We start from the raw sequence: 14,139 nt of genomic DNA, 5'->3' as shown, positions 1-14,139 counted from the left end.
GTCGGCGCAGCCGCATGGCCATCAAGCCGCAAGCCGCAAGCCGCAAGACGAAAGACGAAAGATAAAAGGAACGAGCGAAATCGCGCACCGTTGCGCGCTGGCGTGGCCTAGGGCCTGTTCACCCTAAAAGGGGAGCCGCACTGGTGGGCAAATGGGCGCCAGGCTAGGCGCGGGCGAGGCCGCGTGGTCGCCCCACGCAACGAACCCGCAACGACGCATGGCGCCCATTTGCCCGCCAGCCCGCAGGGTGGCCACAAAAAAGCCCGCCCCTCGGCGTTGCTCATGCTCGCCGTGGAACCACCACGGCTGCGCTTCGCGCCTTGATGGACAAGCTTTTTTGTGGCCATGCGGCTCCCCTTTTAGGGTGAACAGGCCCTAGGCCCGCGCCGCCCCGTGCGTCATACGCTCGTAGGCCTTGCGCAGGCGTTCGCGGCTATTGCTCAGGTGCGTGCGCATGGCGGCGCGCGCGGCCTCGGGGTCGCCGCGCTCTATGGCAAAGTAGATATCTTCGTGTTCCTGGCTGAGGCGGCGCAGATAGTTCTGCTGGTCGTCCAGCGCCAAGTGCGCGGTGTCGATGCGAGTGCGAGGAATGAGGTTCTTGCCCAGTTGGCCGAGAATGTCCTGGAAATACTGGTTGCCCGTGGCCTGCGCAATGCGCAAATGAAAGGCCTGGTCGGCCGGCACCGAGCCGCCGCTGGACGCCCCCAGCTGGCCGCGGAATTCATCGAGCAGCGTACGCAGGCTTTGCAGATCGTCGTCGCTGCGCCGCACCGCCGCCAGCGCCGCCGCCTCGGTCTCGAGGCTGATGCGCAGCTCCAGCACCGCCATGGTGTCGAGCATGGTGAAGATCTGGTTGGCGGCCAGCTTGACGGTATGCCCGGCGTCGGACTCCATGACGAAGGTGCCGATGCCGTGGCGGGTCTCGACCAGGCCGGCGGCCTGCAGACGCGAGATCGCCTCGCGCACCACCGTACGGCTGACGGACTGCTCGTGCATGATGGCCGATTCGGTGGGCAGCTTGGAGCCCGGCCGATAGCGCCCTTGGCGGATCTGTTCGGACAAGGCCTCGACCACGTCATCGGTCAGGCTGCGCGAGCGTCTGCGTTCCGGGGCACTAGAAGTCATAGTCCTGCCGTATTGATTATGTTTATTCATATCCGAGCCAGCGCGTCCGATTATAGCCAGCGCAATTTTCCTTCCCCATCCTCATATACCCTGCTCCGGGGCGTGAAACCTGGAGACGAATCCGGGCATGAACCCCCGAAACGAACGTTGAACATTCGCCCTGGGCATGAGCCTTGAATATGGGCCTTGAACATGAGTCTTGGACATGAGCCCTGAACATGAGTCTTGGATATGAGTCTTGGACATAAGCGTCGGCTATGAGCCTCGGACAAGGACTCTATATATATGAGGCCATCGGGCCACGCCCACATCAGGTAACTGGCGCCGGATTGAACAGCGCCAGCGAGTTGTGCAGCTTCCATTGCTCGGCCCAGGTCTTCTTGCGGCCGCTGGCCACTTCCAGGATGTAGCGGAACAGCTCCCAGCCCACGTCCTCGATGCTGGCGCGGCCGCTGGCAATACCGCCGGCATTGATGTCCATCAGGTCGTGCCAGCGGCGCGCCAGGTCGTCGCGCGTGGCGACTTTGACCACCGGCACCGCGGCCAGGCCGTACGGCGTGCCGCGGCCCGTGGTGAACACATGCACATTCATGCCGGCGGCCAGCTGCAGCGTGCCGCAGATGAAATCGCTGGCCGGCGTAGCCGCGTACACCAGCCCCTTGCGGCGCAGCTTTTCGCCCGGGGCCAGCACGTCGACGATGGGGCTGGAGCCCGACTTGACGATCGAGCCCATGGCCTTCTCGACAATATTCGACAGACCGCCCTTCTTGTTGCCGGGCGAGGTATTGGCGCTGCGGTCGGCGCCGCCGCGCTTCAGGTACTGGTCGTATGCATCCATCTCGCGCACCAGCGCCTGCGCCACCTCGGGCGTGGCGGCCCGGGCGGTGAGCTGGCCGATGCCGTCGCGCACCTCGGTGATTTCGGAGAACATGACCGTAGCGCCGGCCCGCACCAGCAGGTCGCTGGCATGGCCCACCGCGGGGTTGGCGGTAATGCCGGAAAAAGCGTCGCTGCCGCCGCACTGCACCCCGACTACCAGTTCCGAGGCCGGGCAGCTTACGCGGCGGCGCCGATCCAGCTCGACCAGCCGCACGCGCGCCGACTGCATGATCGAGTCCACCATGGACTGGAAGCCCACGTGCTCGTCGTCCTGCAGCCGCACCAGGCCACGCGCGCCCTGCCCGCCGCTTGCCAGTGCCTCGGCCTGCGCCGGGAACAGGCGCGCCGGCTGCAGCTTCTCGCAGCCCAGGCTCACCAGCAGCACTTGGCCGCCGAAGTTCGGATTGCGGCTGATGTTGCGCAGCGTGCGTATCGGCACCTGCGCGCCGGGCGCGTCGATGGCCACGCCGCAGCCATAGGCGTGCTCCAGCGCCACCACGTCGTCGACGTGCGGATACAGCGGCAGCAATTCCTGGCGGATGCGCGCCACGGCATGTTCCACCACCCCGGCTACGCACTGCACCGTAGTGCTGATGGCCAGGATGTTGCGCGTACCCACCGAGCCGTCGGGATTGCGATAGCCCATGAAGGTATAGCCCTGCAGCGGCTCGGCCGGCGGCACCTGCCGCGTGGCCATGGGCAAGTCATCCAGCGCCGGCGAATCCGGCATGCGCAAGCGCGCCTCGCTGACCCAGCCGCCGCGCGGCACGGCCTGCAGCGCGTAGCCGATCACCGTGCCGTAGCGCAGCACCGGCGCGCCTTCGGCCAAGTCTTCCAGGGCAAGCTTGTGCCCCTGCGGCACGCCCTCGACCAGCGCCAGGCCGTCGGCAAAAACCGCGCCGGCCGGCAGGCCGCCGTCGTTGACCACGATCGCCACATTGTCCCGCGGATGTATGCGTATATAGAGCGGCGCGTCGCCGCCTTGCCTGTCCATGAGTACTCCCGAATGGAATGCGGTTTGGGCCGGATTACGGCACCAAGCTCGGCCGGCGCCCATTTAATCAAGACGTCTGATGTCTGTCAATTGACCACGATACTACTGTAAAGCCACTGCAACAATTGCCACCCATAATCCCGCGAGCTGACGGGCCTGGACGCCCGGCAAGACACACTACCCCGCAGCAATGCCGCCGGCACAAGGCGCCGCCGTAGGCCACCCGGACGACGCGTCGTCCCGCGCGCGAAGGCGCAGACCGACGAACCTTGGACATAGATCCCTGATGGAAAATTCAAAACGGCGAGCCCGGGCATGGCCGCGCGGCAAGCGGGCCGCGCCGGATCTGGCATGGCTGGAGCTTGCCGCGCGGCAAGCCCTGGAAACAAGGGACAACGTTGCCGCGATTCCCGAAAGCGGCTGCGCGAACGCCCTCTTCCCGGCGCGGCACACTGATACGCCCGCGCACGGCGACCGGCAACTGGCCGTCGTGCAGGACGTGCTCGCCCGGCTTGCGGGCTGTTCCGGCGACAATGGCCTAGTGGCCCACGGCCTGCTGCAACACCTGCTGGCGCGGCGTGGCGGCGAGGCCGCTCGCATCGGGCGCAGCGAGGCCTACGGCCTGGAAGGGCTGAACCAGCGCCTGTCGGCGGGCATGGGCGAGACCGGGGATGCCATGCGCGCCGGCGACTTCATCGGATTCATGCTGAACCGGTACGGCCCGGCACGGCTGCTCGGCCTGGCGCGCGAGCTGGCTGCCGGCCTGCCGCTGGACGCCGCGAGCCGTATGGCTACCGGACACCCTGCCGCCATGCTGGAACTGCAATGGGCGCATTCGCTGCCGCGCGACTCCCTGTCTCACGGCATGCGGGCCTTCGGGCGCTGGATCCTGGCCATGCTGCGCCCTTACTGGGCGCTCTGCCTGCTGCTGGCCGGTGGCCTGCTGATACAGGCCTTCTATGCGATGCTGATGCCGATCTGGCTGCACCGCCTGTTCGACCACGGCATCACGCCGCACCGCACCGACGTCGTGGAACAGACGCTAGCCCTGCTGGCGGGTGGCTTCCTGGTATCGGCCTGCGCCGGCATCGCGGTCGACCTCGGCGTCTCGACGCTCGGCCCCCGGGCGCTGAACGACGTGCGCGAGCGCGCCTTCGACCGCCTGCTCGCGCTGTCCTTCAGGCACCTGGGCCGCTACAAGAGCACTACGCTGGTGTCGCGGCTGACCTCCGACATGCATGCCATCGAGAGCGCAACGATCAGCATCATCCCGTCCATGGCGCTGAAACTGGTGATGGCGCTGGGCGCACTGGCTGCGGCCGTCGCGCTCGACTGGCACATGGCGCTGGCCACGGTGCTGCTGTTCGGCGCCTCGATGTGGGCGCCGCGCCGCCTGACGCAATATGCGGTGCTCGCAACGCATGCGCGCAAGTCCACCGAGAGCAGGCTCACCGCGTTCATCAAGGAAACCATACAGATGCTGCCGGTGATCCGCGCGCTGGATATCAGCGGACATCGGCGCGAACAGCACCGGACGCATCTGCAGGCGCTGCGTACCGCAGCGCGCCGCCATCACCTGCTGGGCGAACTCACGGGCCGGATGACAGGCTTCGCCCTGAGCGGCGCGCAAATGGCCGTGATCGCGCTGGGCGCCATGCTGGCGCTGCACGGTACGGTCTCCAGTGGCGTGGTGGTCGCCTACATAGGACTGCTGCTGGAACTGGGCTCCGCCGCCAACGGCATCGCCGAACAATTGTCCGGCCTGATCCACGCGCTGAGCTGCTGGCAGCGCATCGAATCGCTGCTGCAAGGCCCGATAGACTCGAGCACAGACGCGCCCGCGCTGCCCAAACCGGTGGGCGAGCCCATATCCCGGGTCAGCCTCAGCGACGTCTCGTTCAGCTATGCCGGCGACCGGCTCGACCTCGACGGGGTAAGCCTGGAAACTCCCCTGCCCCGGCGGATCGCGCTGGTGGGGCCCTCGGGCTCGGGCAAGAGCACCGTCCTGAACCTGATGTCGCGCACCTACGACGCCATCTCGGGCGGCATCGCATTCGACGGCATCGACATCCGCGACCTCGACTCCCGTGCCCTGAAATCGGCCATCGCCATGGTGAACCAGGACAACACATTGTTCGACGGATCGATCCGCTACAACATCCGCCTGGGCAGGCTCAGCGCCGGCGATACCGAGGTCGAACAGGCGGCGCGCACCGCCGAAATCCACGACTTCATCCTATCCTTGCCGCAGGGCTACGACACCGAAGTGGGAGAAGGCGGCAGGCTGCTTTCAGGCGGACAGCGCCAGCGCATCGTCATTGCCAGGGCGATCCTGCGCGATCCCCAGATTCTGCTGCTCGACGAAGCCACAGCCTCGCTGGATGCCGAGGCCGAAGTCGCCATCAGCCGGACGCTGGCGCACATCGGCGCCCGGCGCACCGTCCTGTCGGTCACACATCGGCTGGCCTCCTGCCCCGCCATGGATCTGATATGCGTATTCCGCAACGGCCGGCTGGCCGAGACCGGCACGCACGATGAATTGCTGCAGCGCCGCGGCACCTATCACGACCTGTGGGAGAAGCAATCACAGATCGAAATCGCCGAATCCGGCAAAGGCGCCGACATCACGCTGCAGGGCCTGCGCCGCATACCGCTATTCGCCGCGACGCCGGCCGAGGATCTGGAACGCATACAGGGCAGGCTGCGGGTCGTGGAGGTGCAGGCCGGCAGCGTGCTGATCGAGGAAGGCTCCCGCGCCGGCAACTTCTACATCATTGCCCGCGGCGAAGTGGAAAGCAGCGTACGCACCTCCACGGGCGCGGCCGGCGTCATGGAGATACTGGAAATCGGCGACTTCTTCGGCGAATTCGCGCTGCTCGAAGATGTTCCACACCCCACGACCTGCCGGGCGCGGCTGCCGTGCCTGCTGCTGTCCATCAGCCGCGAGGATCTGCAGGACGTCGCCAGCCTGGATCACAGTAGCGCCGAGCAGTCGGCCATGGAGCGCGCGATTGCCGCCACCCTGGATCGCCGCCTCGACGCCAAGCTGGCGCGCACCCTGGAAGAACGTGGACGCGGCTCGGCGCGCATGCCTAGGGGCCCGGCCGGATAACATTCGGCCAGGACGCATGAGGCCCCATCGAAGAGGCTGTAATGGACGCACTCGCCCGCCAGGCGCCAGATGTGCCGCTACTTGCCGCTGCGCTGCAGGTCTTGCGAATAGGGGTTTTTCCTTGGCCTCGAGTTCGGCGGCCTGTGCCGCGTGCATATCACGGGGGAATGCTCACAGCCTCGCGTATATGGAACAACATGTCTATTTCCTGTTGAACTACTTGGGCACACTGATCATTCTGTGCAGGCCGTCGCGCCGGAAGAAGCACACGCGGTCTTCATCCAGGGAAACTCCCAGGCCGGCCCGTCGGGCACGGTCAAGAGGAAGTTGCTGTCATCCAACGGCCGGGCCACCGACAAGTGCTCGCGGCGCCACCAGGAGTGCAAGGCACCACCCAATGGACGGGGTCGCTGGGGTAGCTGGCGGCAACGCGCGGATATGGCGATTCATCTGATGTCTCCTGGCTAAGGCCTGCGCATTACGAGGTGCCACCTTGTCCCGTTTCCAAGACTTTATAGGTCAGGCTTTAATACCGTACGGGTATAGTCGGCATCGATCCGCCTGCCGCGGAATCCTTGACTCATGCGCATGCGGCCGCGGCTCCCACGCGGCCCTGCTCAACTCAGCGCCCGCACTGCACGTGCACTACAATTCCCACGCACGCACAGCCTCGAACCACGGGTGCACAGCCCGAACCGCCTCCATCACCGATCGGCGCCATGTCCACCTCTTCCATTGAACTCCCCAGCTCCGGCCCGCGCAACGAAGCCCTAACTCCCATGCCCGCGCAGGACCGCGCATTCGGCTGGAGCGCCCATGCCTCACTGTGGTTCAGCCTGGGCGTGGGACTGCTGGTGATGCAGGTGGGCGCCTATCTGGCGCCCTCGGTGGGCACGCCGCAGGCGCTGCTGGCGGTAGTGGCGGGCTCCGTGATCGGCTCGGGGCTGCTCGCCTGGGTCGCCAGGCTGGGCTGCGCCAGCGGCCTGTCCAGCGCCGGCCTCATGCACCTGACCTACGGCCGGCATTTCGCGCGGCTGCCGGTGTTCATGAACATCGTGCAGTTGCTGGGCTGGACCACCTTCGAGATCGTCATCATGCGCGAAGGCACGCTGGCCATAGCGCGGCAGGCCTTCGGCGCGGTGCTCGACGGCCCGTGGGCGGCCGTGCTCTACACGGTGTTCTGGGGGGCAGTGCTCACCGCTCTGCTGGCCGGTTCGATGATCACGCTGGTGCGGCGCTATGTCAGCCGGCTCGGCCTGCCATTGGTGATCCTGTCGCTGCTATGGCTGAGCTGGCAGTTCGCCGGCCGGCTGCAGGCCACGGGCCTGCAGGCACTGTGGCAGCGCGGCGGCGACGGCAGCATGGGCCTGTTCGCGGCCCTGGATCTGGTGATCGCCATGCCGGTGTCCTGGCTGCCGCTGGTGGCCGACTATGCGCGCTACGGCCGCGGGCCAGGCGCGGCGCTGGGCGGCACCTGGATCGGCTACACCGTGGCCAATGTCTGGTGCTACGGTCTGGGCGTGCTGGTGGCCAGTGTCTCGGCGCCCGGTGCGGATCTGGTCGGCGCGCTGCTGCTGGCTCAGGGCGGGCTGGTGGCGCTGGGCCTGATACTCATAGACGAACTCGACAATGCCTATGGCGACCTGTATTCGGGCGCGGTGTCGGCGCACAGCCTGAAGCCGGCGTGGCCGGTGCGGCGCTGGGCCATGCTGCTGTCGGTCGGCGGCACCCTGCTGGCGCTGGTGCTGCCCATGCACAGCCTCGAACCCTTTCTATTGACGCTGAGTTCGGTATTCGTACCGCTGTACGGCGTGATCCTGGGGCGCCTGGGCTGGGGCCGGCAATCCTGGGCCGCCCCACGGCGCAATATCGACGCCGGCGCGGCGGCGCTGTGGGTGGCGGGCATCATCTGCTACCAGGTGCTGGCCCTGCGCGCGCCGCAACTGGGCTCGGCCCTGCCCACCCTGGTTCTGACCTTCGTGCTGGCGGCGCTGACGCGCACACGGCCAGACCACAGCGCAACCACGGCGGCCCAGGCCGGGGAATAAGCGCGGGCCCTAACGAGAATGGCAGTTGCGGCCACCCCCGAGGACGAAAGAGGCTTCTTTCACATTAATCTATGTCTCGATCAGCCCATCGGGTCTATTGGTTCTGCACGCCCGCAGCACGCAACATCCGCTCCAGGTCTTCAGGCCGATCCACGTCCCAGACGCAGCCGGGGTCGTCCACGGGCAGCAAGAAAGGCTCGCCGGCCTCCAGTATGGCGCGCGCGCCGCGGTCGCCGCTCAGTGCGAGCAGCTGCGGCAGATAGCGCCGCGCGAACCAGACCGGATGGCCGCGCCGACCCTGGTAGGCCGGGGCCGCCAGCTCATGTTCGGCGGCAGCGCGGGCCAGCGCGTCCAGCGTTGCAGGCCGTATGAAAGGCATGTCCGCCGGCATCACGAACCAGCCCGCGGCCTCGCGGCGCTGTGCCACCCCGCAGGCCAGGCTGTGCCCCATGCCCTGCGCGGCCTGCGGGCAATGAACGGAATCCACGCCATGCTCGGCCAGCAGCCGCGCCTGCGACTCGTCTTCAGGGCCCAGCACCACCAGTGTGTCGGCAACATGCTGCAGCAGCAATGCCGCATGCAGGAACATGGGCATGGCGCCGACCGGCTCGAGCCGCTTGTCGCGCCCATAGCGCCGCGCGCGGCCGGCCGCCAGCACGATCGCCGCGGCACCTGCCGGTGCGGTAGCGGATTGCCGCTCGGCCTGCGGCCGGCCGGGTGCTTGGCGTTCGGCGGTGCTCATGGCCGCAGCCGCCCTTTGTTGCCGGCGCGGCTCATGGCTGCACCGACCCCTTGCCGCGCAGCGCCCGCACGTCGGCGGCCTGGATATCGGCCTTCTGGCCGCCCCAGGTCAGGCGCAGGTAATTGGCCAGATCGGCCAGGCCGGCGTCGTCCAGCCTGCTGGCGAAGCCCGGCATGGACTGCATCGCGTCATGGCCCGTGAAGGACTGCGCGTCCAGGCCGTCCAGCATCACCACCAGCAGGTTGTGCGGGTCGGCGTTGCGCACGGTGGTGTTGCCCTGCATGGCTACCGCCACGTCGGGCTTGCCGGCGCCATCGACCGCGTGGCAGCCGGCGCACAGCGCCAGATAATGCTGCCTGCCCGCCATGACGCTCTGGCCCTGCTCGCCGCCGGCCGCGGGGGGCGGCGCCAGGGGCTGGGGCGCCGGCGGCGCGTCGCCCAGCAGGTACGCCACCATGGCCTGGTTGTCGGCCGAATTCAGGAAGCGCAGGCTGTGGTGGAAGGCTTCGTACATCTCGCCGTACACCGAACCCTGCGGCGCATAGCCGCGGGCCAGGAAGGTCTGCAGGTCTTGCGGCGTCCAGCCGCGCGCGGCCAGGCCGGCGGGCGTGATGTCGGGCGCGTGCAGGCGCCCCAGCGCGCCGCCGCCCAGCGTGCTGCCCAGTTGCAGCTGGCCCAGCGCGCCGCGCGGCGTGTGGCATTCGGTGCAATGCCCGAGCGCGTTGCTCAGGTAGCGTCCGCGCGTCCACTGCTGCGAGCTGCCGGCCGAGACATCGGGCAGCGTATTCTTCAGGAACAGCAGATTCCAGCCGCGCATCAGCAGGCGCAGGTTGAAGGGAAAGGCGAAGTCATTGCCCTTGTCGGGCTGCGCCACGGGCTTGAGGCTATGCAGATAGGCATAGATGGCGTCGCTGTCGGCGCGGGTTATGCCCCGGTACGAGGTATAGGGCATGGCCGGATACAGCGGATGATCGGGCCCCAGGCCATCGTGCAGCGCCCGATAGAAATCGGCGGAACTCCACTTGCCTATGCCGTAGCGCTTGTCGGGCGTAATGTTCGATCCGTGGATGGTACCGAAGGGCGTGGCCAGCGCATCGCCGCCCGCGTAGGGCGCCCCGCCCCGAGCGGTATGGCAGGCGGCGCAGTCGGCCGCGGCCGCCAGGTACTTGCCGCGAGCTACAAGCTGCGCGTCCGCCGGGTTGCGATCCACGTCCGAGGCCGGGTACGAAGGATCGAAGGCCCCCGCCAGCAGCGCCGCGGCGCCGATCAGCAGCACCACGATCACCACCCCTGCGATGCGCACCGTGCGGCGTGTCTTGCCGCGGCTGCCGCGGCGCGCGGCCTTGTTGCCGCCCGTGCCCGCGTTATTTGCCATGGCCGCTCTCCTTGGACTCTACCGCAACGTCTTGCTTGAGCTTGTCTTGGCCACCGTCCTTGGTCAGGCCGGGAGTCGACAGCACCAGGTCGCGCACCGCCCGGTGATAGCGCACATAGCCGGTGCAGCGGCAGATGTGGCTGTCCAGCGCCTGGGTCACGACGCTTTCCACCTGGTCTTTTGCGATCGGCTGGCGCGCTAGGCGCTCCAGCAGCACCGTGGCCGCGTTCACGAAGCCCGGCGTACAGTAGCCGCACTGGAAGCTGTAGAACTCGAGGAATTTCTGCTGCACCGGCGATAGCGCAGTGACTTCGCCCGCGGCATTGCGCTGCGCATGGCCTTCTATGGTGCGGATCTTCTTGCCCTGGAAATACGCCGCGCCGGTGATGCAGCTGCGCATCTCTACGCTGGTGCCGTCGGGCTGATCCAGGATCACCACACAGGCATGGCAGATGCCCTGTCCGCAGCCCAGGCGCGAACCGGTCAGGCCCGCGTACTCGTGCAGGTAGTCGATCAGCATCAGGGTTTCGGGAACCTGGAACGGGCCCACCGCCTGGCCATTGATCGTCATGGAAACGGCGCGGCTCGGAGCCGCGGCGACGGCGGGCGCGGCGCCCTGCGTTGCGGTAGCCGTCGCGGGAGCGGTTGCAGAAGCCGTTGTGGAAGCTGCTGCAGAAGCGGTTGTGGAAGCCGCGGCGGCCGCCGATGTCACGGACGTGCTCATCTCGGACGTACTCATGCCAGCGCCTCCATAATTTGATCGGCCGTGACCGGCAGGCTGGTGTAGCGGCGGCCGACGGCGTGCGCCAGGCCGTTGACGATGGCGCCGACGATCGGGATCATGGCCACTTCGGCCATACCCTTGGGCGGATCGGTATCCGATAGCGGCGGCAGGATCTCGTGGGTTTGCGACCACAGCGCGACCTCGGAGGCTCGCGGCACGTGATAGCGATTGAAATTCCAGGTGCCGTTGCCCGGCCCGTCTTCATACAGCGGCAGGTACTCATACAGCGCGTGGCCTATGCCCATGGCGATGCCGCCCTCGATCTGGCCGGCCACCAGGTCGCGCGACAGCAAGTTGCCGCACTCGATGACCGAATGGTGGGTCAGCAGCTCGACCTTGCCGCTGGCAGTATCCACCGCCAGCTCGGCCAGCGAACCCATGGCGCTGTAATACGTGACCCCGGCGTTATTGCGCTGCACTGGCGGATAATGCGCGGCATCGCGGCCGATGCAGCGATAGCCGCCCGGCCCGGAGGCCTGCGGCGGCCCAGCGTTCGCGGCGGGCTGCCCCATCTGGCCGTCTGCTACACCGGCTGCTATACCGGCTGCTATACCGGCTGTCGCCTCGGCGGTTGCGGGCGCGGCGGGCGTCACCGTGGCGCCCTTCGACCGTCCCTGATGCGCCGCCGCCCCGCCCGACCCATGGCGCAGCGCGATGCCGTCGGCCGGCAGGCGCTCGGCCCGCCCGTCTATCGTGAAATCCGCCTGCGCCCATTCCCAGCGATTGAAGACATGCACCACCGCGCCGGTCACAGCGCCCATCTCGTGGGCCTTGCGCGCCAGCTGCTGCAGACTCAGGCCAGGCATGCCGTTGGCCGTAAGCAGGCCCTGCTCCCAGCGCGCGTCTTCTTCGCGCACCGCGTACGGGGCAGCGGCGCCGCCCCCCACGCCGCGGCTCCAGAGCGCCATGGCGGCCGGCCACAGGCCGTGGCGGAAGATCAGCCTACAGGCCTCGCGCGTGCTGTGCGTGTAATAGAACGCCGAATTGGAGGCGCTGGCCGGCGAGGCGATGGCCGGCGTCCAGAGCGGGTCGGCCTGCGCCTTGTCCTGCTCGGCCTGGCTCATTAGATACGGGTCGCCGCTGGTCTTCATGGGCAGCTCGGGCCACTGCGTAATGGCATAGCCCAGGTCGGTGGCGGGTGAGCCCAGCCAGCGCACACAGGCAATGGCCTGCGAGGTGCTCATGCCGGTGCCGATCTCGGTGCCGCTATGGCGCAGCAGCACCTTGCCGTCGGGCGCAATCTCTACCTTGGCGAAAGACGACTCGGCGCCGGTGCCGAAGTCCTTCTGCACACAGGCAAAACCCACGCCGTACAAGCGCCCGGGGTGGGCGGCCTCGTACTCTTGCTTGCGCTGCTCGCGCCCCGTCCATAGCGGATGCGCACGCGCCTGGCGCAACACCTCGTCGGCGCGCACCGCGCCGGCGGGGATGGCCCCCTGGGTGTTCTTCATGCCGGTCTTGAGCACATTCTTCAGACGCAGCTCGATCGCATCCATGCCCAGCTGCTGCGCCAGCTCATCGACCATCAACTCGGTGGCGACCATGGACTGCAGCGTGCCGTAGCCGCGCGCCGAGCCCGCGTCCACGGCCCGGCTGGCGTCGGCGCGCGCGGTCAGATCCGACTTGGGCAGATAGTAGATGGACTGGGCCGCGGTCGCGCCGACCATCGCCACCGAGGGCGAGAAATTGCAGCGGCCGCCGCCATTGGCCACCAGGTCGGCCGCGAAAGACTGGAACAGGCCGGTCTTGCGATCCACCGCCAGCCGATAGCGCATGTCGAAGGCGTGGCGCTTGAGCGCCGTCTGGAACTGCTCGTAGCGGTCGTTGGCCAGCCGCACCGGCCGACCGTCGCCGTACAGCGCACAGGCCAGGCCATAGAACGGCATATTGCAATGATCCTTCGAGCCATAGCCCACGGTATAGCAAGGATGAAGGAAGATGCTGCGCACCGGAAAGCGGGTCTTGGCCATCATGGCCGCCGCGGTCTCGGCCACCTCGGTGGGCGACTGCGTGGGCACCACCATGTGCAGCGCCTGGCCCTGGGCGTCGTACCAGCAATTGGCATTGTCGGGTTCCAGCGCCGCCGTATCGACCGACTGGGTCTGGTAGCGGCGCGCCATCACCAGCCAGTCCGCGGGCGGGCGATCGAGCTCGTCGCGGATGCGCTGCGCGTAGTACATGCCCTGCTCATCGAGCTTGCCGTGGTTCTTGCCGTCGGGCCATACCGGTAGGTGCTTGCGCATCTGGCTGGGAAACACCGGCGCGTCCCGCAAGCTGGAATACACATCGTCGGCATCGGGCGTGGCGCCGCCCACGCGCACGAAGCGGAACACGCCCCACGGGTCGCGCTGCAGCGGGCCGGTGTGCGCGCCGTAGCGCAGCACGTCATTCTGGAACTGCAAGGCGCTGCGCGCCTGGCTGTAGCGCCCGAAGTCGTGGTAGATCAGTATGGCCACCGCATGCCCCAGGTACGCCGGCGTCTTGCCGGGCGGCAGCAGCATGTCCTCGCCATAGAAGTCGGTGAAGGCCACGCCATCGCGTTTCAGGTCGTCGGCGGTAACGACACGATCCGGTTTCAAGGCGCCGTCCAGGCGGCCCAGGTCGAAACCCTGGTAAAGCGCGTCGGCATGCGTGGCGCGCAGAAAAAACGCATGGCTCTGCTGTTGCGGCCAGTGCGGCATGTCGCGCGCGCGGATGTCGCGCGCGAAGATCTTGGAGCCGGTTACCTTGGCCATGCCGTCGACACGGAAGCGCGCACGCTGGGCGGCCGGATCCCATGCGACGGGCGTCAGCAGCTTTTCCTCGAACAAGGCGGCATAGGCCTGCGAACCGAACGGCGCGATGTAGGCGGTGACCCCGGCGATGACGGTAGTCTTCAAGAACCTGCGGCGCGAAGCATCGAGATGATCCATGTGCATTTCTTCCGTGTGTGTTGCGGCGGCGGGGGCTCGGGAACACGGGGCCGCAAGGTCGGTGATGGCGGTTCACCCCGGTTTGCGATCAAAACGGCAACCGCACTGAGAGAACAAGGCGCGAAGCCGGGGAACAGTGCAAGCCGTAAGGCAAGGCGCAGCAGCACC

Annotated in this window: 8 protein-coding genes; 2 read left to right on the top strand and 6 right to left on the bottom strand. The window is 67.6% G+C overall.

What is annotated here, in order from left to right; genetic code table 11:
- Positions 1 to 375 precede the first annotated feature (375 nt).
- Together CEY11_RS17035 and garD are read right to left on the bottom strand one after the other, a co-directional pair.
- Positions 376 to 1,125, bottom strand: a complete 750-nt coding sequence (locus CEY11_RS17035) for a FadR/GntR family transcriptional regulator (RefSeq protein WP_088604600.1) — start codon at positions 1,123 to 1,125, stop codon at positions 376 to 378.
- Between the two features lie 310 nt (positions 1,126 to 1,435).
- Positions 1,436 to 2,998 carry a galactarate dehydratase gene (gene garD / locus CEY11_RS17030; protein WP_088604599.1) on the bottom strand — a complete coding sequence of 521 codons (1,563 nt, stop codon included), beginning with the start codon at positions 2,996 to 2,998 and terminating at the stop codon, positions 1,436 to 1,438.
- Positions 2,999 to 3,284: 286 nt separating this feature from the next.
- Here garD and CEY11_RS17025 point away from each other — a divergent pair, with 286 nt between their 5' ends.
- Both CEY11_RS17025 and CEY11_RS17020 read left to right on the top strand, forming a co-directional pair.
- On the top strand, positions 3,285 to 6,110 hold the full coding sequence (locus CEY11_RS17025; protein ID WP_158215349.1) for an ATP-binding cassette domain-containing protein: 2,826 nt from the start codon (positions 3,285 to 3,287) through the stop codon (positions 6,108 to 6,110).
- 719 nt (positions 6,111 to 6,829) lie between these two features.
- Positions 6,830 to 8,158, top strand: coding sequence for a purine-cytosine permease family protein (locus CEY11_RS17020; RefSeq protein ID WP_088604597.1), 1,329 nt, complete (start codon positions 6,830 to 6,832; stop codon positions 8,156 to 8,158).
- A gap of 94 nt (positions 8,159 to 8,252) precedes the next feature.
- On the opposite strand, the gene CEY11_RS17015 is transcribed toward CEY11_RS17020, so the two are convergent.
- From CEY11_RS17015 to CEY11_RS17000, 4 genes are read right to left on the bottom strand one after another with little or no spacing between them, the layout of a single operon-like run.
- A complete protein-coding gene (locus CEY11_RS17015) occupies positions 8,253 to 8,900 on the bottom strand; it encodes a nucleotidyltransferase family protein (RefSeq protein WP_088604596.1) in 648 nt (215 codons plus the stop codon).
- Between the two features lie 31 nt (positions 8,901 to 8,931).
- Positions 8,932 to 10,275 (bottom strand): c-type cytochrome, encoded by a 1,344-nt coding sequence (locus CEY11_RS17010; protein ID WP_088604595.1) that lies wholly within the window; start codon positions 10,273 to 10,275, stop codon positions 8,932 to 8,934.
- Positions 10,265 to 11,014 (bottom strand): (2Fe-2S)-binding protein, encoded by a 750-nt coding sequence (locus CEY11_RS17005; RefSeq protein ID WP_233154932.1) that lies wholly within the window; start codon positions 11,012 to 11,014, stop codon positions 10,265 to 10,267. The genes CEY11_RS17010 and CEY11_RS17005 overlap by 11 nt, the downstream gene beginning before the upstream one ends.
- Positions 11,011 to 13,971 (bottom strand): xanthine dehydrogenase family protein molybdopterin-binding subunit, encoded by a 2,961-nt coding sequence (locus tag CEY11_RS17000; RefSeq protein ID WP_088604594.1) that lies wholly within the window; start codon positions 13,969 to 13,971, stop codon positions 11,011 to 11,013. The genes CEY11_RS17005 and CEY11_RS17000 overlap by 4 nt, the downstream gene beginning before the upstream one ends.
- Positions 13,972 to 14,139: the final 168 nt, after the last annotated feature.

Source organism: Candidimonas nitroreducens, assembly GCF_002209565.1.
Taxonomy (GTDB): Bacteria; Pseudomonadota; Gammaproteobacteria; order Burkholderiales; family Burkholderiaceae_B; genus Candidimonas; species Candidimonas nitroreducens.
Note: the sequence above shows the minus strand (reverse complement) of the source record. Positions and strands in the feature narration are given on the sequence as shown.